Source organism: Streptococcus sp. A25, assembly GCF_043674095.1.
GTDB classification, from domain to species: Bacteria; Bacillota; Bacilli; order Lactobacillales; family Streptococcaceae; genus Streptococcus; species Streptococcus suis_V.
Genome location: NZ_JBIMJO010000007.1, coordinates 26,111 through 46,364 on the forward strand (window position 1 = coordinate 26,111; position 20,254 = coordinate 46,364).

Annotated in this window: 19 protein-coding genes; 3 read left to right on the forward strand and 16 right to left on the reverse strand. The window is 41.2% G+C overall.

Features of this window, described 5'->3' with window-relative positions; all coding sequences use genetic code 11:
• Positions 1–11: 11 nt before the first annotated feature.
• The 11 genes from ACHBID_RS04230 to yaaA all read right to left on the reverse strand — a co-directional run bounded on the left by ACHBID_RS04230 (position 12) and on the right by yaaA (position 10,768).
• Positions 12–1,229, reverse strand: a complete 1,218-nt coding sequence (locus ACHBID_RS04230) for a hypothetical protein (protein ID WP_394731718.1) — start codon at positions 1,227–1,229, stop codon at positions 12–14.
• A complete protein-coding gene (locus ACHBID_RS04235; protein WP_394731717.1) occupies positions 1,222–2,046 on the reverse strand; it encodes a phosphorylcholine transferase LicD in 825 nt (274 codons plus the stop codon). Before ACHBID_RS04235 ends, ACHBID_RS04230 begins: the two co-directional genes overlap by 8 nt.
• Positions 2,047–2,048: 2 nt before the next feature.
• A complete protein-coding gene (locus ACHBID_RS04240; protein ID WP_394731715.1) occupies positions 2,049–3,224 on the reverse strand; it encodes an SDR family NAD(P)-dependent oxidoreductase in 1,176 nt (391 codons plus the stop codon).
• A gap of 44 nt (positions 3,225–3,268) precedes the next feature.
• Positions 3,269–4,438, reverse strand: a complete 1,170-nt coding sequence (gene cps2T / locus ACHBID_RS04245) for a beta 1-4 rhamnosyltransferase Cps2T (protein WP_394731713.1) — start codon at positions 4,436–4,438, stop codon at positions 3,269–3,271.
• 38 nt (positions 4,439–4,476) lie between these two features.
• Positions 4,477–5,859, reverse strand: a complete 1,383-nt coding sequence (locus ACHBID_RS04250; RefSeq protein ID WP_394731711.1) for a sugar transferase — start codon at positions 5,857–5,859, stop codon at positions 4,477–4,479.
• Between the two features lie 121 nt (positions 5,860–5,980).
• Entirely contained in the window at positions 5,981–6,253 is a 273-nt protein-coding gene (locus ACHBID_RS04255) for a CpsB/CapC family capsule biosynthesis tyrosine phosphatase (RefSeq protein ID WP_394731745.1), read from the reverse strand.
• A gap of 69 nt (positions 6,254–6,322) precedes the next feature.
• Entirely contained in the window at positions 6,323–7,021 is a 699-nt protein-coding gene (locus tag ACHBID_RS04260; protein WP_394731709.1) for a tyrosine-protein kinase, read from the reverse strand.
• Between the two features lie 9 nt (positions 7,022–7,030).
• Positions 7,031–7,720: a YveK family protein gene (locus ACHBID_RS04265; protein WP_394731707.1), complete on the reverse strand. Its 690-nt coding sequence runs from the start codon at positions 7,718–7,720 to the stop codon at positions 7,031–7,033.
• Positions 7,721–7,735: 15 nt separating this feature from the next.
• Positions 7,736–8,464: a CpsB/CapC family capsule biosynthesis tyrosine phosphatase gene (locus ACHBID_RS04270; RefSeq protein ID WP_394731705.1), complete on the reverse strand. Its 729-nt coding sequence runs from the start codon at positions 8,462–8,464 to the stop codon at positions 7,736–7,738.
• Position 8,465: 1 nt separating this feature from the next.
• The gene (locus ACHBID_RS04275; protein ID WP_394731703.1) at positions 8,466–9,914 is read right to left on the reverse strand and encodes an LCP family protein; all 1,449 of its coding nucleotides are present in this window, start codon (positions 9,912–9,914) and stop codon (positions 8,466–8,468) included.
• 122 nt (positions 9,915–10,036) lie between these two features.
• Positions 10,037–10,768, reverse strand: coding sequence for a peroxide stress protein YaaA (gene yaaA, locus ACHBID_RS04280; protein WP_394731701.1), 732 nt, complete (start codon positions 10,766–10,768; stop codon positions 10,037–10,039).
• 110 nt (positions 10,769–10,878) lie between these two features.
• Between yaaA and ACHBID_RS04285 the strand changes: the two genes are divergently transcribed.
• On the forward strand, positions 10,879–12,129 hold the full coding sequence (locus tag ACHBID_RS04285) for a PLP-dependent aminotransferase family protein (RefSeq protein ID WP_394731699.1): 1,251 nt from the start codon (positions 10,879–10,881) through the stop codon (positions 12,127–12,129).
• Positions 12,130–12,254: 125 nt separating this feature from the next.
• On the opposite strand, the gene ACHBID_RS04290 is transcribed toward ACHBID_RS04285, so the two are convergent.
• The gene (locus ACHBID_RS04290) at positions 12,255–13,100 is read right to left on the reverse strand and encodes a DegV family protein (RefSeq protein WP_394731697.1); all 846 of its coding nucleotides are present in this window, start codon (positions 13,098–13,100) and stop codon (positions 12,255–12,257) included.
• 129 nt (positions 13,101–13,229) lie between these two features.
• On the opposite strand from ACHBID_RS04290, the gene ACHBID_RS04295 reads away from it, so the two are divergent.
• Positions 13,230–13,634 (forward strand): TetR/AcrR family transcriptional regulator, encoded by a 405-nt coding sequence (locus ACHBID_RS04295; RefSeq protein WP_105110309.1) that lies wholly within the window; start codon positions 13,230–13,232, stop codon positions 13,632–13,634.
• 172 nt (positions 13,635–13,806) lie between these two features.
• Here the strand turns inward: ACHBID_RS04295 and proC are convergent, their stop codons facing one another.
• From proC to ACHBID_RS04315, 4 genes are all read right to left on the reverse strand, one after another.
• The gene (gene proC / locus ACHBID_RS04300; protein ID WP_394731695.1) at positions 13,807–14,592 is read right to left on the reverse strand and encodes a pyrroline-5-carboxylate reductase; all 786 of its coding nucleotides are present in this window, start codon (positions 14,590–14,592) and stop codon (positions 13,807–13,809) included.
• 9 nt (positions 14,593–14,601) lie between these two features.
• Positions 14,602–15,840 (reverse strand): glutamate-5-semialdehyde dehydrogenase, encoded by a 1,239-nt coding sequence (locus tag ACHBID_RS04305; protein ID WP_394731693.1) that lies wholly within the window; start codon positions 15,838–15,840, stop codon positions 14,602–14,604.
• A gap of 9 nt (positions 15,841–15,849) precedes the next feature.
• Positions 15,850–16,926, reverse strand: coding sequence for a glutamate 5-kinase (proB, locus tag ACHBID_RS04310; RefSeq protein ID WP_394731692.1), 1,077 nt, complete (start codon positions 16,924–16,926; stop codon positions 15,850–15,852).
• Positions 16,927–17,019: 93 nt separating this feature from the next.
• Positions 17,020–19,482 (reverse strand): bifunctional DnaQ family exonuclease/ATP-dependent helicase, encoded by a 2,463-nt coding sequence (locus tag ACHBID_RS04315; RefSeq protein WP_394731691.1) that lies wholly within the window; start codon positions 19,480–19,482, stop codon positions 17,020–17,022.
• A 103-nt stretch (positions 19,483–19,585) separates the two neighbouring features.
• On the opposite strand from ACHBID_RS04315, the gene ACHBID_RS04320 reads away from it, so the two are divergent.
• Positions 19,586–20,221: an MBL fold metallo-hydrolase gene (locus ACHBID_RS04320; protein ID WP_125265765.1), complete on the forward strand. Its 636-nt coding sequence runs from the start codon at positions 19,586–19,588 to the stop codon at positions 20,219–20,221.
• Positions 20,222–20,254: the final 33 nt, after the last annotated feature.

Below are 20,254 nucleotides of genomic sequence, written 5' to 3' on the forward strand. Positions count from 1 at the left end.
AATACAGTAGCCTATTCGATAAAAAAACCACTAGATTCAATAATTATCATCCCAAGCGCTATATAAGGAAACCTCGGTGTATCAGTAAAAATTAAATTAATGCATGAAATCAGATAGAAAACTACTATCATTTTCATGAACATACTATAGTAGTTTGGTATAAATTTCATATTTTTTAATAAAATTTTAATACTTGTATAGAACCAACTAAAAATCCAAAACAACCCAATAATACCATTTTTAAAAAGCAACCCGATTATTCCTACATCGCTCGTATAATATTTACCATAAGGTCCCATCACAACATTATATGTGGACGAATTACTACTTGATGACAGAAATCCAACACCTGCTATCCAATTATTTTTAAAATAATTTACATAATATTCAATTTCATAAAATCTCATCTGAATACCATAATCATTATTAATTGTATCTTCAACCCAATACATAATATTAGAATTAATTACGGTAATCAATGAAAATAAAAAAATAATGGCAATAAAAATTTTTACCTTTCTACTTAGTTGCTTATTAAATAACGATACAACTAGAATTGTTATTAATACGTACAGTGATAAAGTTCTCGTTTTAATTATAAATTCTAAATTAAATAAAGTTAATACCACATTTGCTAAATGTAACTTATTGTTTAAGATATTTTTATTACTGTTGATTAAAATAGAATATGAGAGAAAAAACGCTAATATTATAATAACTTCCCCAATAATAAACCTAGGGGTACCATTTCTCATTTTTGCAAATACATTAATTTTTAGAAGGTCAGCACCATATAATGCGAAAGCAAATCCAAGCATTGATATTAGATTACATATAACTGATGATATTGTTATTAGTTTAAGAAATGAGACTATATTATATTTATTTCTGATTATAGAATGGTAGGAAATATAAATAATAACAGGTGCAATAGTAAAAAAACTTTCTTTTAATATTGTAGAAAGTTGCAATTCATGCTCAAAAGCAACGATTATCCCAGAAATCCACATTAGTAAATTTAATAGAATAGGTAATATATAATAAGTACCTAAATTTATTTTATGATGCAATAAGACTGAAAATACAGATACAATCATTGCTGAGATTACCATAAAATCAGTAGTATATACATCAGAAAACCAGTAATTCAATCCGTAAATTGCTGAACAACTTAGTATTAATAATAAATAAAACAATTTCTTAGAATCTATTTTTATTATTTTAATCATCCCCCACCTCATCGCTTACCAAGCTAAAGTGTGTCTTTCTATTATCCTCAGTCGGAAGTTTCATATAATCCCCGTAAGTATATTTTAAGTACTCATCATAATTATCTAAACCTACTAACTCAATATCTTCAAAAGGATACTTTGTGCCCTTACCATACCATTCTTTTGGAACAATTTCTCTAGTTCTATAAGCTCCCATAATATTGCCGATAAAATTAGATTTTACAATATCTTGTTTTGAAAGCATTCTGTCTATCTTCTCCTTTTGCTTATTAGGAGTTGTCATCATTTCAATTGGTATCAATTCAAGAATTGCCAATAGCACTTTTTCTAAAAAATTTCTTTTCCGCTTCCTATCGATTGAATCTTTGTAACAAAGCGACATTAAGGCCCGATGATACATTACTCTTAAATAATAAATTTTCCTTAAGACAATATTATTTGGCGTTCCATCTATTGGAAAAATATCGATTGATGCATTCGTATACTTATTTTCATTACCAATCCTATCTTCTATTACTCTAGTAGTAGTATCAAGAACTCTAGTGATATAATAATGATATTCTGGTGTATTTTTATAATTCACAACTTTCAAATGTGAAGATAATAGCGATGGTGCTATTTCTAAGAATTTCTCATAATCATTGCGAGGCATACCCAAATCTATATCATCATCCCACGGGATAAAACCCTTATGACGTATAGCTCCAAGCATTGTGCCTCCTAAAGCATAGTATGATAAATTATTTTCTTCACATATCTTAATGACTTCTTTTACAATTTCTAAATCTACCTTATGTAGAGGATTTAACTCCATCACTATTCCAAACCTTTTTTATTACTTTTTGAAACTATGTTTCGTATTTGAGTACTGCTTGTACCTTTTGTATAAGGAAAATATATTATCTCCACGTCTTTATCAGCAAAGTATTTTTCATATCTATTGAATCGTTTCGTCCCTTTATAATCACTTCCGACAAACAGATAGTTATAGTGGTACAGGTCCCATGCGGAATGATCTTCCTCAGTTGATGTTACAACTTTATCAACATATTTATTCGATCCAACAATTTCTTTTCTCTCTTCAAATGGTATAAAGGTTTCTTTGCCTTTATGAGAAGCATCTGGATGAACACCAACAATCAAATAATCACAATGTTTTTTCGCATTCTTTAATAAATTCAAATGTCCTACATGAAATAAATCAAATGTGCCAGATAGATATCCAATACTAATAGCTTTTTTCTTTTCATTCGACATTCGGTTCGATTTTAATTTGTACTTATAGCTATCTAATCCAAATTGATGTGAATCTAAATGATAGCGTCTAAGAACATCACTGTAGATTGCATCATATTCTGGAATAAAAATTTCATTTTGGGAGAGTACCTGTGACACAATTTCCCCAGCCAACTCAGAAGTCAACGAATCATCATTTTCTCCTCCATTGAATTTTGTACCTTTGATTGAACCAGGAGATACATTTAAAATTCTATTAGCATAGCCTTCTGACTCTAGCTCAATATTAATACTCTCAATAAAGCGATTCAATGCCGATTTTGAAGCAGCGTACGTTGCAAACAACGGAGAAGAAATCATGCCAGCTATTGAAACCATCATACCTGTATAGAATGAAGAATTTGACTGAATCCTATTATAAAAATACCTGATAATTTCTAAGCCAGCAACTGTATTTACTCGAAAAATATCCCTAATCTCTTGTACGCTTACAGATGAAAATGGAGCCACTCTTCCAAAACCGGCAGTAATCATAAGAAAATTAATTTCATCGTCTTCTGATAACTTAAGAAATGTACTCGGATTAATATTAGTTAAATCTGTGTATATATATTCTGTGTTTTCTTTTTTGCAAAAATATTTTAGATTTGGTTTGACTAAATCTAAAACATAAACAAAATATCCTGATTGAGCTAACTCTTTTACAATAGACAGACCAATACCGTTGCTACCGCCGACTACTACAGCTTTTTTCATGTTCAACTCCTGATTCTAGTATTTCTAAAGATACAGACTTCGAATTAATCTTTAAATAAACTCTCATACTCATCAACAATAAAGTCCCAAGAAAACCTTTCAGTTACTAGTTTCGTCGATAACTTATCCATTTCATCAATTCTAGCTTGTGACAATCGTTCACTTTCTTCAATGACTTTATGAAGATTCTCTTTTTCCCAATACATTGCACCATCTTCTCCTACTTCCCTGTTAAAACCGACATTTAAGAGAAGATTTAACTTAGTTGAAGACAAAGCTTCTAGTAATGAAGGATTCGTGCCACCAACTTCATGGCCATGGAAATAAGCAAAAGCATTTTCACGAATGTATTTCAAAAGTTCTTGGTTATAGACTGTACCAACAAACTTAATACGATTATCCTTATCAAATCCAGTCGATTTTCTGAGTTTTTCATAAAAAGCATTTTGCTCAACATTCGTAATCAGAACAAAATCTTTTTGTGAATTTGACTTCATAAACTCTCTAATCATTGATTCATAGTTGTTCTCAGGAACAAAACGACCTACTACTAGGTAATAATTATTTTCATTGACTTTCTTTTTGTTAAACCATTCGCGAACTACTCTGTCCTTTGAAGTTAAAGTCGATTTTTCTAAATCCGTACCATAAGCGATATAAGTAGTTTTAGGATTGAGCTTGCTGTAATCATTTTGAATATATGTTTCAATATGTTTACTATCACAAACCAATAAGTCTGCATGTTTTACCATCAATGACTCTGAAACTTTCCAATAACGACGAACAGGAGCACTCCATTTCTCCCTTAACCATTCATGTCCATCTGGATTAACAAATAATTGACCTCCTAATTGATGGATTTCTTTACGATATTTTGAAATAAATGGTCCGATACGACAAGCTAGAATATAAAAAATAGGTTCTTTGTCACCATTTGTTTTTGCAATCTCAATTGCTTTTTTTAATGCTGCAATATCATATGCAATTGCTTTAGCTGGACCAATATTTGGAACATCTATGCTGAAACATGTTGCACCATTATATTCAAAAAAATCTTCACTAAAATTAGATTTTTTTGAATTTTCCCTTGTACATGCCACGAAATACTTAATATTTTTATTTTTTTGATTTTCCGTTAATTTTTCTACAAAGGTTTCAAATCCGCCATATTTGGCAGGAATCCCTTTTGATCCAATAATATAGACTGTTTTCATATAACCAAATTTTCCTAACATGTACAAATAATTAAAAACTACTTACTTCCCTCTTTTTTAAAAATCACGACGATTGTCTTCAACAATATCTTTATATCCGACCAAATGGTCCAGTTATTGATGTATGAAACATCCAGTTTAACAATCTCGTCAAAGTTTTTAATTTCACTTCGACCGGAAACCTGCCACAGTCCTGTAATCCCTGGTTTAAAACTCAAGCGGCGTTTTTGCCCCAAAGTGTATTTATCATACTCATCAACTGTCGGTGGTCGAGTACCAACTAGACTCATATCACCGATAAGGACATTCCAAAATTGGGGCAATTCATCAATACTGGTTTTCCTGATAAATTTGCCTATTGGAGTGATTCGAGGATCATCCTCCATCTTAAACATGAGGCCTTCCATCTCGTTATCTTTCATTAGCTCTTTCTTCATCTCTTCAGCATTCACATGCATAGACCGGAACTTATAAAATTTAAAAATGCGACCATTCTTACCAACTCTATTTTGTGAAAAGATAGCTGGTCCACCGTCTTTTTTTATTAGAGGTACCACAAAAATAGCAGCAACCCCACAAATCACAAGACCTACAAATGCACCTATGATATCTAAAATCCGCTTTATGATAAGATGACTATAACTATAAAAATGAGTAGATATCGTAATCACTTCATGCCCCAAAAGACGATCAAACTTTTTATCGCCAACAACGTATGGGTCAAGTGACCTGATATTGATAGATACTGGAATGCCAACATTTTCCGCAATAAGAAGAAAATACTTGATATCAAACAATTCAGATGGAATGTCAACAAAAATCTGATCCACCACAGACTTTGTAATATACGATTCCATCGCAGAAATAGGGACATTGTGAAACTGACTATCGACTTTAAAATTTGGATTATCCACAACTGTTATAGCTACGACTGTTCCATCAAAGTGCGCTAAATTATTCTGTTTTTCTTCTAATAAACCACGAAATCGTTTTTCAGTTGTTAAGAGATAAATCTTTTGACTAGCAGCAGTTGATGGATAGATGCTATTACGATATTTTTTAATAAAAAAATTTAATATGTATAGTAAGAAATGATTGATAATCACAAAATAAACTAGACCACGTCTTGAAATTGGAAAATGCTCTTGTAGCATAAAAGATATAGTTGCAGTAATGATAAAAAGAATCAGGCTATATTTTGATGTCACCCTAAAGCCTTCAAAATCTCCACGACTATTAAACCCTTCATAAAACGAGCTCATAGAATATGCCACAAAATGTGCCAATACTAAAATAGGCCAGCTCACAAAATTTAAATCTGAATCTGGAATGGTCGCAGCAAAGTAGCCCGAAATGATAACAGGGAATACATCTGCTAACATCACTGTAAGTCTCTGCCATCTATCTTTTTCTTTATACACCCTAAATCTCCCATACGACTATTATTTTTGAAAACGATTATTTATTTTTTTTTCGAATAATCTCGAATAATTTAAAAATATAGTTCACATTTTTTAAAATGATGTTGAATGTCTGAATCAATTATCCCTTCACTATCATCAAGGGATTCTTTTTAAACAACGCTCGTGCGCGCTCTGGTCCGTACTCCTTTTCAACAACTGTAAAAGCTTCCTGCATATAAGGTTTTCTTTTAGAAAGATTGTGCATATCGATCGCAACACAATATACTATGTCGTTATCCAAGAAATACTGAACTCGTTTTTTAAACTCTTTTGACGGATCACAGATGAGTCCCGGTTTTAAAACATGACTACTATTGACCTGAGTATAACATTCTCTTTTGCTTAAAAGCAGTCATACTGAATTTGGTATCAGCTAAAAATATTCCTTTGCTTACGCTTAATTAACTAGCACAACGGGTATCTAATTGGTTTTCTTACCATAATTACCATAATTGCCATAAGCACCGTATGAACCGTATTTTTCCAACTTGGTGTCAAATTTATTTAAAATGACGCCAAGGAATGGGGTCCCTGTTTGCTCGAGTTGCTCTTTGACTTTTTGTAGAGCTTTCCGTTTGATTCTTCCAGCTTCTGCCACTGTCAAAACAGCATCACACTTTTGAGCAATGATGGCTGCATCAATGACCACACCAAGTGGGGCACAGTCGACAATCACATAGTCAAAATAACGACGGAGGGTCGCAAGGAGGTTTTCAAAATTCTTGCTTTGCAAAAGGGCTGTCGGATTAGGCGACACCTTCCCAGCCTCGATGACAGTCAGATTTTGAATGTCTGTATCACAGAGACCTTGGGAAAGGTCCGTCGTTCCTGCCAAATAGTCCGTCAAGCCCGTAATCTTGGTTTTGGGCTTAAAGAAGCCAGACATGACGGAATTACGGATATCAGCATCCACCAACACAGTCTTATAGCCCGCACGCGCATAGGCCACTGCTAAACTGGCTGAAGTGGTTGACTTGCCTTCACTGGATTGGACAGACGTAATGGCCACTACTTTGATATCCTCTCCACTCAACTGGATGTTGGTACGGATTGCATTGAAATACTCTTCCGTCTTTTTTAATAATACTTTTTTATCTCTAGACGTTTCTAATACTGCCATGGTTCTCTCCTATTTCAATTTGGCTACATCTGGCACTACACCCAGCAATGGCAAGCCCATCTTTTCTTCAATGTCCTCTGGGCGTTTGATGCGGTCATCCAGGACTTCTTTCACCAGAACCAAGGCCACTGCCAGAAAAGCACCAACCAAAAATCCGAGGGCGATATTCCGCTTGGTGTTTGGTGTTGAGGGATGCTCAGCCGGGCGTGCTTCTTCCAAGGTTGTCACATCGCTAACCTTTGTCACATCGATAATTTTTTGTGCTGCTTCTGCACGAAGTCCATTGGCTATGCGCGCTGCTTCATTGGCATCCGCATCACGGACTGTAATGGATACAATACGGGTATCAACAGGGATACTAACAGAAACTTTGTTAGCCAATTCCTCATCAAGGTTTAACTCCTCAGTAACCTTTGATAATACATCCTGAGAAAGGATGATTTCCTTATAGTCTTTTACCAGATAGGTACCCGCTTGGAGTTCTTGTGCCGTCAAGTTTTGACCACCATCAGCCACCTTATTGACCACGTAGATCCGAGTGGTACTGTCAAACTGAGGTGTCGCAACAAAAACGGAGTAGGCAAATGTCACGGATACACCCAACAGGGCACTCAGAAGGATTAACAACTTTTTGCGCCATAGATTTTTCAATAGATATAGAACGTCAATTTCCATAACATTCGATTCTTGGTTGTTCATACTGTCTCCTAAAGTTTAAAGTTTATTTTGCATAAGGGCAATTGGATTTTCTATAAACAAGGCCTTGGCACGGTCGCGTCCGTACTCTTTCTCAATGAATTGGAAGGCCTGGTCCATATAGGGTGGTCGGCTACTAGTATTGTGCATGTCACTTGCGACAAAATGTACTAGTTCATTGTCCAAGAAGTATTGGGCCCGCTGTTTATAGGCTTTGTGCCGATCACCAAATAACTTGGGTTTCAAGACACTGGAACTATTGATCTGCATATAGGCCCCCATAGCGATCAGGTCAGCGACTTTTCCACCTTCCCCATCCAAGGCATCGTAGCGTTCAATATGGGCAAGTATAGGGGTTAATCCCAGCCGTAGGATTTCCCGCACTGCTTCCTGTATTTTTTTATAGCTGGTTGAACTACTAAATTCGATCAAGACACTGCTAGAATTTCCATAGGTCGGTAGTTCTTTGCGTTCCAACTTTCCAATCACGTCATCTGTGAAATAAATTTCCGCCCCATAAAAGAGAAACAAATCGTCCGAGATGGTCTTTGCCAGTGCTTGAACTTCTTTAAAGTGCTTAAAGATTGTCTCTTCTGGTGTTTCAAACATGCCTTTGCGGCGATGGGAGGTGGCTACGATACCGCGCACCCCTTGTTGATAGCTAATTTTCAAAAGCTCCAAACTTTCTTCTGCTGTTTTTGGACCATCGTCCACACCAAATATGATATGTGAATGAATATCTAACATCCTATTCTCCTGACATAACTGCCTGCATGGCTGCTTTCATTTGGTTGAGGCTATCTGGATTAACCTCCATCATATACAATTGATAACCTGGCATTGCATACGAAGGCAAAAGTCCTGTACTTCCTGTCCCCTGCAAGGCTTGGGATTGAACCGTGTAACTGCCATTGCTTTCCATCTGGGCATTAACCAACTTCATCATGGTCTCCAAACTCATATTGGTCTGGATCGAATCTTGGAGGTTATTGATGATGGATTGAAAATTTGTTAGATTTTCAGGTTGGCTAAGTTTTTGAATAAGTGCCGCAATGACTTTCTCCTGGTTTTTTCCACGGTCGTTATCGCCACCTTGAAGCGAGTAGCGTTCGCGAACAAATGCAATGGCCTTTTCAGAATCAAGATGAATCTGACCAATCGGGAAATGAATCTTTCCAATATGACTTACAAACTCTTGATCGTTGACAACATCCACCCCACCTACGAGGTCAATTAATTTTAGGAAGGAGGTAAAGTTCACACGAGCATAGTAATGGATATCGATGTCATAGAGATTTTCCAAGGTATGCATGGAAGCTTCAACACCATAGATCCCTGCGTGGGTCAATTTGTCTTTTTGATTTTGCCCACCATCTGCAATCGCAACATAGCTATCACGAGGGGTGGTGGTTAAGAGTACCTGTTTGGTCGCCTGATTGATGGTCATGATGATATTGACATCCGAACGGGAAACGGTCGAGATTGGCCCATAGGTGTCAATGCCGCTGATATAGATGTTCAAGACATCACCAGTCGGTTGATTGACTGCTGTTTCAACCTTTTTTGTCAAGGTGAAACTGTAGATCTTTTTGACCTTGGTGTCAAAGTCAGGGTCTTCCGCAGACAGGATATCTGCAAAGACTCCGTTCAAGACCATGGCATGACTCTCACCAGCAAGCATCTTCTGATAAGCATCCAGATAGGAATCCGTTTTGGTTGGTGTCAGAGATAGGTTTTCTGTCTGAGACAGGTTGTCCAACAAGGCTTGGATATTGTCACCGTCATTCCCGGTAGGCGCCAACAATTCGGTCACTTGACTGATATCCGAGACCTGGCTATCTGCAGGAACCAGAACACTCATCTCATATTCAGAATAGGTGGCGTTTGAATTCAACTTGTTCGAAAGGTTGACGATACTCTGGACTCCATAGAGACCGACAGAACTAACGACAAGGCCTAGAATAAGCAGGAAGGCGGTCACTACTTTTGCCCTTTTCCCTAAAATAAGGAACAAACAAACAAGTCCCAAGATAATGGCCAACCCAGCCAGGACCAGGTTGAGATTGCGAAAGGCAAGAATGTCATACCGAAACACTTGATACAGTAGGAAACCAACTGCTCCTGTGTAGAGGATGAGCAAGGTTAGGTTTGCCCAATGCAGCTGGTTTCTTCGGGATGATGTTTTTGTTCGACTCATGGTATTTTAACCCTTTCATTCAAAACTGTAACATTACTATTATATCACAAGTTCTGTGCCTCTTCTAACAAATTACTGCCCTAAGTTAACATTTTTGTTACAAAAGGCACATGTAATGGTTTTCAATTGGTCTTTCTGACAAAAACAAGATTCAATTGATCGGAAAGTTCTGCCTGATAAGAAAAACCATCAACGGTAACCTGTTGAAGAGCTGTCAATTCAGTAATCCCTTCCTTGGCCATCACAGAAACAAGGCGTCCTCTGCCCTTTTTTGAAATGGTTGAGTGTATCCTTCGTTTGCCATCCTTTTCCTCCATAAAGGTCACCCGGACTAGTTTTTTCTGAATCTGGGGAGAAAATACCTGTTCAAATTCAGAAGAAGCGAGGGATAGGATCCAGTCTTCTTCTTCAACGACTTTGTCAAAGGTCGGCCGCCAGTATTGCTTGAGGGATTTCCCTTCCACTTTGATCCCTGCTTGAAAATCAAGTCGATGGGGGGAAATAAGGTGGTCCAGGCTGATGAGCCCATACAAGGCTGTAGCTAGGAGGACATGTTTTTTTAGATAGACCTCCTCATCTATTGTCAGGTCTCTTCGGTCCATATACCGGTACATCAATCCGTCGTACAACAACCAGGCTGGATAGGTTTTAGCTTGCTTAGCTTCAATCCGCTTCCAGCGATCCAACTCCAATCCAGCACGGTCATGAGAGATTTTATAAAAGGAAGCTAATTCTTCCTGCTGGAATTGGCTACAGGTTTGTGCGACCGCTAAACTGGTTGGGTCCAAGAGGTGAAAGGGATGGTTATCAATTGTGGTATTGAGTTCTTTTGCATTTGGAAGTATGATTTTCATATTTCTAGTATACCACGAATGGTAAGGGTAGACACTTGAAAACACGCGCCACTTGTTCACAGAACAGTTTTATACTATACTAGGACCATAGATCTGTAGGGGGACAGTTGATGAGTAAATACAGGGATATCGTTGAAGACATCCTAGACGGAATCGAACGACAAGACTATAAGCGGGGAGAAAAACTACCTTCCATTCGCCAATTAAGTCTGCAATACGAGTGCAGCAAGGATACTGTTCAAAAGGCTATGCAGGAACTCAAGTATCAAAACAAGATTTATGCGGTCGAAAAAAGTGGCTACTATGTTTTGGATGACCGTGACATTTTGGAAGAGCCCATTGATCTGGATCTGACTGATTTTGAGGAACTGCCTTATGAGGACTTCCGTATTTGTTTACACCAAAGTTTAATTGGCCGTGAAAATTACCTCTTCAATTATTACCATCAGCAGGCCGGTTTGACAGAATTAATCACTTCTGTTCAACTGCTCCTAATGGACTACCATGTCTATAGCCGAAAAGACCAATTGGTCATCACTGCTGGAAGTCAACAAGCCCTCTATATCCTGAGCCAAATGGATTTCGGTCCCGATCGAACCCATATCCTCATTGAGTCTCCTACTTATACTCGTATGGAGGAATTGATTCGCCAACAAGGCCTGCCTTACCTGACCATTCAACGCAGTATGGAAGGGATTGACTTGGACCGATTGGAAGATCTTTTTAAGACTGGAACCATAAAATTTTTCTATACCATTCCACGTTTGCATAACCCACTGGGGACAAGCTACGATAGAAAAACCATGGAGAGGATTGTTGACCTTGCCAAGCGCTATCAGGTCTATCTCATCGAAGATGACTACTTGGCTGATTTTGATGGAAACCGTCAGCTACCCTTACATTACCTTGACAAGAACGACTTTGTCGTCTATATCAAGTCATTCTCACCAACCTTATTCCCAGCTCTACGGATAGGTGCCGTTAGCCTGCCTCCCCTTCTCCTCAATGCTTTTTTAACCTATAAAGGGTTGATTGACTACGATACCAACCTAATCATGCAAAAGGCACTTTCTTTGTATATCGATAATGGGATGTTCGCTCGCAACACGCAGCAGCTGCGGGAGCAGTCCTTAAATGAAGAAGTTCAAATACAAGATTTGATCAAAAAATATCCTCTTGCTTATCCCTATCAGGTTGTGCGTGACCAGTTAATCGTTCAATTTCCAGATAATCCGAGAACTGCAAGACTTGAAGGACGACACCAGCTTATCCGTAACGGTACCTTTGCCTATCTTCTCCTCCGTCTCCATCCACATCTTGAAGACACATTAAAAGAGCTTAGCACCTTCTACAAGGACTAAGCTCTTTATTCTTATTTTAAAGGATAGCTTCCTACCTTTCCATCAAGGAAATCCAGTTAGCAATGAGCCGGCAAGTAAGATGCACTCCCTCCTGCTTAACCACCTACACATATTGTCCAGTGCTTCTATCTCTCATACCCCATCAAAAGGCCGCCCTCTTCTGCATAGAAAGAGCAAAGGCCGGAAGTCGCAACTTCTTCGATACTAGCTTCTGGATAAGTTTCCTTAACCAAATCCGAAAATTGTTGGAAGAACTTATCGTTATTACGATGAGCCATAATGATGCGTCCGCCCTTATAGCCAGCCTTTTTCATTTCTTCCCAAGCTGCGGTGACCGATTTTTTGTGGCCACGAGCCTTTTGGAGCAATTCCAACTTACCTTCGCTGCTGGCTTCACCGACCATACGGATGTTCAACAAACCAACGACTGCTCCGACTAGCTTGCTGAGACGGCCATTTTTAACCAGATTGTCGACCTTAGCAAGGACAAACAATAATTTACTATTTTCTTGGTAAGTGGTAATAGCTGATACGACTTCTTCAAACTCTAAGCCTGAGGCAATCAAACGATTGATTTCCGTAACCAGTAAGTCCATCTCGCCTCCAGCTGATAAACTATCAAGCAAATGAATCTTAGCATCTGGATGCTCTTCCAAATACATATCGCGGGCAACACGAGCCGCATTAAAAGAGCCAGACAAACCACCGGTAATCGTCACAACGATAACATTTTCTGCACCTGCAAAAGCCTCCTCATAGGCCTGAGTGCTAGGACAGGCAGATGTCGCTGCCTCAGAAGTTGACTGCATGACAGAGACCATCTGATCAATATCTAGACTCGCATCATCAACAAAGGTCTGGTCCCCTATCTGAATACTCAGGGGAACACTGACAAACTCCGTACCCGGCGCAAGCTGAGCTAGTTGACGGTAATCACAACCAGAGTCTGCAACAATTTTCCATTTTGACATTTTCTTATCTCTTTTCTTTTGAATGATTTAATTAGTTGACAAGGTGCTCTATCTTACTCTACAATTATATCATTAAATCATTAGTTATGAAAGCATTTCCAATCGGATGTCACAGTAGAAAGGAAGAATATGACCGAGCGTAAAATTTCACCAAAATCCTTGAAAAATCTCTATCAATCCAACAAGGAGGCCAATCAGCTGACCAAGGAATCTCTCGAGACCGCTCTGCTATTTCTCCTTGAAAAAAAGGAACTCAAGCACATTTCCGTCTCTGAATTAGTGCGCAAGGCAGGTGTTTCGCGCAACGCCTTCTACCGCAACTACAAATCCAAGGAAGAAATTTTGGAAATCTACTACGAACGGACTTCCAGCAACCTTAAAAAGAAATGGCATGATTTGCAAGATAAGGTTCAAAAAGATGGCGTCAAACAAAGTTTTGCAGATTTTGTCCAAGAACAAAAACGCAAGGCAGAGCAAAGCAAAACCTTTTCCAATGTCAGTCAATGGATCAAAGACAAGACCAAACGAGATTAATGTCTCGTTTTTTCTTTCTCTCAAACGCAAAAAAACTTGACCAATTAGCCAAGTTTTTAAGGAGATTATGAAAAATATTTAGGATTGACTATAGTATACCTCAACTGCCAACCGTTTCCATCGGTCTTAGGACTGAAAAATACGTTGCAACCAAAAATTTTCTATATCTAATCTATTTTTTGCCTAATTTTCTCGTCTTTTTGAGGGCGGCAGCGACTGCCTTAATAATGGCGTAACGGAAGCCTTCTTTTTCAAGAGCTACCACGCCTGCGATAGTCGAGCCTCCTGGCGAGGTCACTTCTTGTCGGAGCTGAGCCGGATGCTTGTCACTGGATAATACCATTTGAGCAGTTCCAGCCAAGGTTTGTGCAGCCAAAATTTTCGCATCCTCCGCTGTAAGACCATTCTGCACACCCGCATCTGTCAGGGCCTCAATCATCTGATAGACGAAGGCAGGTCCACAGCCCGCGATAGCCGTCGCAGCATCTATCAACTTCTCTGGTACCTGCTGGACCTTACCTGATTTTTCAAGGATTTGTTCCAATAGCGGAGCGAGTTCTTGATTGACCACGCTATAGGTTGTCATGCCTTGGCCGATAGCGACCGGTGTATTGGGCATGATACGGATGAGTTTGTCTGCCGACACAAATGCTGCCAGGCTGTCAAGGGTCACACCCGCTGCCATGGAAATCCAAATGGCCGACGGATTCTGGCTAATCTGGTCCTGTAGGCCTGACAAGACTGACTGAATCAGGTGAGGCTTGACCCCAAGGAAAATAATCTCAGCCTGCTCTGCTATTTCTTCATTAGATAAGAGCTGACCGCCTAGCTGAGTTTGTAGAGCCAGGGCCTTTGCTTGGTTGTGGTTACTGAGGAGGAGCTGGGTGTCTGCTTGCTGGCTGACTGCTTGTGCCAAGGCCGCTCCCATATTGCCCAGTCCGATAAATCCAATCTTCATCTTGTCCTCCTAACGAATATGGCCGTCGCCTGTGATGATGTACTTGTAGGTGGTCATCTCACGCAGGCCCATTGGACCACGGGCGTGCATCTTCTGGGTGGAAATACCCAGCTCACAACCCAGACCGAACTCGCCACCGTCTGTGAAGCGGGTCGAGGCATTGACATAAACAGCCGCCGAATCCACATAGAGTGTGAAATAATCTGCTGTCTGGCTGTTTTCCGTCACAATGGCCTCGCTATGTCCAGTCGAATGTTGAGCGATATGGCTGATAGCTTCTTCCACACTTGAAACGACTTTAACTGCCATGATGTAGTCCAGAAATTCTGTATCAAAATCCTGGTCGCCTGCTGGTGTGGATTGGTTGAGAAGAGCCTGAGCCTTCTCGTCAGCCCGCAATTCTACCTGACCAGAAAGAGCTTCCTCAAGACGAGGTAGGAATTGGCTGGCAATTTCTTCATGAACCAACAAGACCTCCGCTGCATTGCAAGCTGAGGGACGATTGACTTTTGCATTGACGGCAATGTGTAATGCCTTGTCCAAGTCTGCATCCTTATCGACATAGACATGACAGATTCCTGTACCTGTTTCAATAACAGGAACTGTCGCATTTTCCACAACAGCCTGAATCAGACCTGCACCACCGCGAGGTACCAGCAGGTCAATCTTGCCTTTGGCAGTCATCAATTCGGTCGCAGAGGCTCGGCTGGTATCTTGGACTAGCTCGATAACCTTGGGTGATAGGCCAACCTCTTCCAGCCCTGCTTTTAAAGCTGAAACAATGGCCTGAGAAGAATGAAAGGCATCCTTTCCTCCGCGCATAATGACGGCGTTACCACTCTTGATAGCCAATCCTGCAACGTCGGATGTCACATTTGGACGGCTTTCGTAAATCATTCCCACCAATCCAAAGGGTATTGATTTCTTGCGAATATGTAAGCCGTCTGCCCGAGTGGATTCTTCCAAGACTAGCCCGACTGGATCTGGCAAGGTTATCAAGGCACGAAGACCATCAGCCATAGCTTCAATTCGTTCAGCAGTCAGGAGCAATCTGTCCTGCATGACTTGGCTAATCTTGCCTTGGGCATTTTTCATATCAATGGCATTGCCTGCTAAAATTGCCTCAGTCTGAGCAAGCAACTGGTCTGCCATAGCTGATAGGGCTTGGTTCTTTTGTTCGGTTGTAGCTAGGTTGATAGAGGCCTTATGGGCCAATAAACTGTCTAATAATGCTTGTGTTGTTGTCATATCTTTCTCCTATAGGCTAACCCAATCATTGCGGTGAATAAACACACCTTCCGCTCTGCCATTTGCCAACCGGTCCTGCAAGTCCCGGGACGAGAGTTTGACCCGCCCTTTACCAATCAAACGGTGGTCTGCCTGACTGTAAACTTCCACAACCTGTCCTACTTCAAAGTCACCTTCCAGGGCTTTGACACCAGCAGCCAACAAACTGCGGCCTTGATGCAACATAGCCTCAACCGCACCAGCATCCACCTCAACTGCTGCATCTATCCGAGCGTAGAAGGCCATCCACTGCTTGCGTTGGTTCATGGCGTGATCGTCAGCTAAAAAGAGAGTGCCACGGTTGGCTTGAGTGACGGCTTGCAAAAGGGCTGTATCCTCTTTTGAAGAGCAGATAAAGACAGGCACGCCTGACTTAGTCGCAATCTGCGCCGCCTGCAATTTGGTGGTCATACCGCCCGTTCCGTTGGACGATCCTGCTCCTGCTGCCATGGCAAACAAGTCTTCCGTAATTTCCTTAATCTCTGGCAAATGTTTGGCGTTGGGATCACTGTTAGGATTGGCCGTGTAAAGCCCATCCACATCTGTCAAAAGCACCAAGAGGTCTGCTTTCAAAAGGGAAGCCACCTGAGCAGACAGGGTATCATTGTCTCCCACCTTAATCTCCTCAATGGCAATGGTATCATTTTCATTGATAATGGGAATGGCACGCTGTTTGAGCAAGACCTGCAAGGCCTGTGAGGCATTCTGATAGCGTCTGGCATCCGCAAAATCATCCTGGGTCAGCAAAATCTGAGCAGACACAATGCCATCTTTCATCAAATTCTGCGTGTATTCCTCAATCAGCAAGCCCTGTCCAACGGCCGCAGAAGCCTGTTTCTCCGCAATCTTTGTCGGTCGTTTCTCAAAGCCCAGTCTTCGAAAACCAGCAGCAATAGAGCCTGAGGTCACCAGCACAATCTGGTAACCCTTCTGGTGCAACTGAGCTAGCTGATTGGTAATCCGAGCAATCTTAATGCGGTCCAAACTGCCATTTGCTTGGGTCAGAGAGCTGGTTCCTACCTTAAATACAATCGTTTTTTCTGTCATAGCAATCTCTTTCAAAATGAGTATATTTGAAAAATTATACCATAGAATGCATGAATTTTCTATGTTCATGTTAGAAGAAAAGAGCCTTTCGGCTCACTCACTGAAAAAATAGCTCAGGGCATCCATGATTGCCGTCTCTTGCACCCCTTCTACCGGGTAGTCCTGCTCTAGAAAATCAATAACCTGTTGCCCATATTGTTTGGTCTGGAGGCGATTATCAAGGAGAAGGACAGCAGATTCTTGGCGGTCATAGCGATTGGTCCGACCAATAGCCTGCTTGAGCTTTATCATCATCATAGGTAAATGGTAATCATAAAAAGGATTTTTCCCCTCTTGAATCAGTTTCCTATTTACCTTTTGAACAAAGGAATCCTTGGGATTTTCAAACGGCAGGCGGGGAATGACTTGAATCATCTGGTCCTGGTCGGCAAAATCTGCACCTTCCCAGAAGATGCCCGTTCCCAGAAGAATTTGACATTCTCCCCGTTCAAATCGTCGTTTTAAACTGGCATCTGTCCCATGTTTATGCTGGGCTAGATAGGGCAATCCTGCCTCTTCCAATAGATCCGCTACCTCCAAGAGCAGGGAAATAGAGGTAAAGAGAACCAAAATCGGTCGTCCCAGCTCTGCTATTTCCCCCAAACGCTCGGCAATAAATCCAGCATGCTCCTCCTTGGTCAGGCTCTGAATATCCGGCAGCCCACGGGGAATAATAATCTGCTGGTTGGTGGTCAGTTGATGAGGGAGACGGTCAAACGTGACTTCCTGAAAGCCCAGCAAATCCGCCAGATTGACCTTACTACTAATGTCCAGTGTGGCACTGATACAGAAAATCTTACCCTGGGGCAGGTAGCTACTGACATCTAGCAAATCCTCCTTGGTCCCACGCAGGTAGGTCAGTCGCTTGTCGGCCAGGCGATGGTCTTCCAGCCAAAAACGCTCATAGTAGGTCAACAAATCCGTCAATTCCTGCAAATCATAATCCTGCAACTCCAGCAGATTCTGACGCAACTGGTCCAAGTCTGTCCGAGTGATTTCGCGGTCAGCCTGCTTGCGGAAATCTGTCATCAGATGCTGCAGCTCAAATTGGCAGGATTCATACAAGCGCTGGTCCAGCAGGTTGCTGGTCCTGTCTTTCTTGCTCTGCAGGGTTTGCAAAAGCTGGGTCATATTGACCTGCCCAGTGGCCAAATTCTCCGCTGCCAATAGCAATTTTTGCGCTTCATCAATGACCACCAGGCGCTGGTTCATCAAGGGGTCCTGGTCCTTAAGATGGCTCAAAAAATAGGCGTGGTTGGTGATTAAGAGCCGACTGTCTACAGCCCTTCTCTGCACCTTTCTCCAGAAATCCTGGTCCCAAAAAAGGCTATCCTCCGACAACTTGCCATCATGGGCAATTTCATCAAAATAGGCCTGGTAACGCTGTTTCTGCTTGAGCTCGTCCAAGTCCCCTGTCTGCGTCTCACTAAGCCAGACCAGGACCTGCATCTTAAACTGATTGACCAGACGGTTGTCATCCTGGCGTTGCAGGGTCTGCCAATAGTTGTCTAGCTTAATAAAATGCTGGGGTGCCTTGAGGGAACTAATAGAAATGTGAAAAACTTCTGATAAGCGCTTGCCTTCCTTGGACATAATCTGTTCCTGCAAGAGCTTGGTTGGCACGGAGACCAGTAATTTTTGGTCAGTTTTAGCCAGGAGCGGCAAGAGATAACCGTAGGTCTTCCCAAGACCAGCCTGAGCCTGGATAAAATGAACCTGTTGTTCATCACTTAATCGTTCCTCAACCAAGCCTGCAAAGGCCGTTTGCTTTTTCCGCTCATAGAGACCCAGCAGTCCCAGATTGGTCACAAAATCATCCGAAAACTTGCGCGAAACCGGAACTTCAATAGATCCTTGCAAAAATAAGCCGTGGCGGTAAACCAGGTCTAACGAGACCTGCTCCGACAGCTGTGGTAGCAATTCCTCAATGACTAAGCGAGACTCGTAGAGCAGGCAATCAGATAACTGCACTAGTTGTTCCACCATGGATTTGGGCAGGGAGAGGATTTTTTCCTGGATTTTCAAGAGCAAGTTGGCTGTCGCAGTAGCATCTGCCAAGGCCGTATGGGCCTGATCCAAACCCAGGTCCAATTTATCAGAAAGATTGCCCAAGCTGTACTTGTCAATGGTAGGGAAAAATACCTGGGATAGCTCGACCGTATCTACCCGCGGTGTGCGGAGTTCATAACCCTCAAAAAACAAGGCTTCCGCCAGCAAATTGGCATCAAAGGTCACATTGTGGGCGACAAAAATAGCATCAGCCAGCAATTCATAAATCTGACCGGCCACCTGGCCCAGACTAGGTGCCTGGGACAATTGCTTGTCCGTAATCCCCGTCAAATCAACAATATGTTCATCCAGGGGCTCATAGGGATTGATGTCCGTTGAAAAAGTTTCGACAATCTGACCATTTTCAACAATGACAATTCCTATTTGAATAATTTTAGCCTCAATACCCGTACCCGTTGCTTCCAAATCAACAACAGTATACCGATTGCTTGATTTCGTCTCTTTCATAAAAACATTATAGCATAGATAGGCCATGAAAAACAAAATCCATGAAGGATGCCCCATTTTCTGTTAGACTATTAGATAGAATAAGGAGAGAAAGCGAGCCCCCATGAAAATCCACAAATCTGTCAATCAAGTTGCCACCCAAAACACTTATTATATCGAAAACGATAGCCATCTGCTGGTGGTCGATCCAGGCAGCGATTGGAATAAAATTCAGGCCACTATCGAAAAAATTGGCAAGCCTATCACAGCCATCCTGCTTACCCACACCCACTATGACCACATCCTAAGTCTAGACATCCTGCGTGAGACCTACGGTTTTCCACCCGTTTATGTGGCCGAAAGCGAGGCTAGTTGGCTCTATACTCCGGAGATGAACCTGTCTGGTCTACCCCGTCACGATGATATAGAAAATGTCGTCTGCAAGCCCGCAGAGCAAGTTTTCCAATATCAGCAAGACTACCAGCTTGACGGCTTTCATTTCAAGGTTGTTCCTACGCCTGGCCACTCGATTGGCGGTGTTTCTTTCATTTTTCCTGAAGCCAAAGCTGTTGTCACCGGCGACGCCCTCTTCCGGGAAAACATCGGCCGCACAGACCTTCCAACCAGCAATTTTGATGATTTGATTGCCGGCATCCAGGAGCATATTTTCACCCTCCCCAACCACTACACAGTCCATCCAGGCCACGGTCAAAACACTACCGTTGCCCACGAGAAAAATTTCAATCCCTTTTTTAGATAAGCAAAAATCCTAGGAAGCCAAACTTCTTAGGAT

Excerpts from the sequence above, each read along its gene's own strand:
- ACHBID_RS04230 (WP_394731718.1), bottom strand. The coding sequence starts at position 1,229 with ATGATTAAAATAATAAAAATAGATTCTAAGAAATTGTTTTATTTATTA.
- ACHBID_RS04235 (WP_394731717.1), bottom strand. The coding sequence starts at position 2,046 with ATGGAGTTAAATCCTCTACATAAGGTAGATTTAGAAATTGTAAAAGAA.
- ACHBID_RS04240 (WP_394731715.1), bottom strand. The coding sequence starts at position 3,224 with ATGAAAAAAGCTGTAGTAGTCGGCGGTAGCAACGGTATTGGTCTGTCT.
- cps2T (WP_394731713.1), bottom strand. The coding sequence starts at position 4,438 with ATGAAAACAGTCTATATTATTGGATCAAAAGGGATTCCTGCCAAATAT.
- ACHBID_RS04260 (WP_394731709.1), bottom strand. The coding sequence starts at position 7,021 with ATGGCAGTATTAGAAACGTCTAGAGATAAAAAAGTATTATTAAAAAAG.
- ACHBID_RS04265 (WP_394731707.1), bottom strand. The coding sequence starts at position 7,720 with ATGAACAACCAAGAATCGAATGTTATGGAAATTGACGTTCTATATCTA.
- ACHBID_RS04270 (WP_394731705.1), bottom strand. The coding sequence starts at position 8,464 with ATGTTAGATATTCATTCACATATCATATTTGGTGTGGACGATGGTCCA.
- ACHBID_RS04275 (WP_394731703.1), bottom strand. The coding sequence starts at position 9,914 with ATGAGTCGAACAAAAACATCATCCCGAAGAAACCAGCTGCATTGGGCA.
- yaaA (WP_394731701.1), bottom strand. The coding sequence starts at position 10,768 with ATGAAAATCATACTTCCAAATGCAAAAGAACTCAATACCACAATTGAT.
- ACHBID_RS04285 (WP_394731699.1), top strand. The coding sequence starts at position 10,879 with ATGAGTAAATACAGGGATATCGTTGAAGACATCCTAGACGGAATCGAA.
- ACHBID_RS04290 (WP_394731697.1), bottom strand. The coding sequence starts at position 13,100 with ATGTCAAAATGGAAAATTGTTGCAGACTCTGGTTGTGATTACCGTCAA.
- ACHBID_RS04295 (WP_105110309.1), top strand. The coding sequence starts at position 13,230 with ATGACCGAGCGTAAAATTTCACCAAAATCCTTGAAAAATCTCTATCAA.
- proC (WP_394731695.1), bottom strand. The coding sequence starts at position 14,592 with ATGAAGATTGGATTTATCGGACTGGGCAATATGGGAGCGGCCTTGGCA.
- ACHBID_RS04305 (WP_394731693.1), bottom strand. The coding sequence starts at position 15,840 with ATGACAACAACACAAGCATTATTAGACAGTTTATTGGCCCATAAGGCC.
- proB (WP_394731692.1), bottom strand. The coding sequence starts at position 16,926 with ATGACAGAAAAAACGATTGTATTTAAGGTAGGAACCAGCTCTCTGACC.
- ACHBID_RS04315 (WP_394731691.1), bottom strand. The coding sequence starts at position 19,482 with ATGAAAGAGACGAAATCAAGCAATCGGTATACTGTTGTTGATTTGGAA.
- ACHBID_RS04320 (WP_125265765.1), top strand. The coding sequence starts at position 19,586 with ATGAAAATCCACAAATCTGTCAATCAAGTTGCCACCCAAAACACTTAT.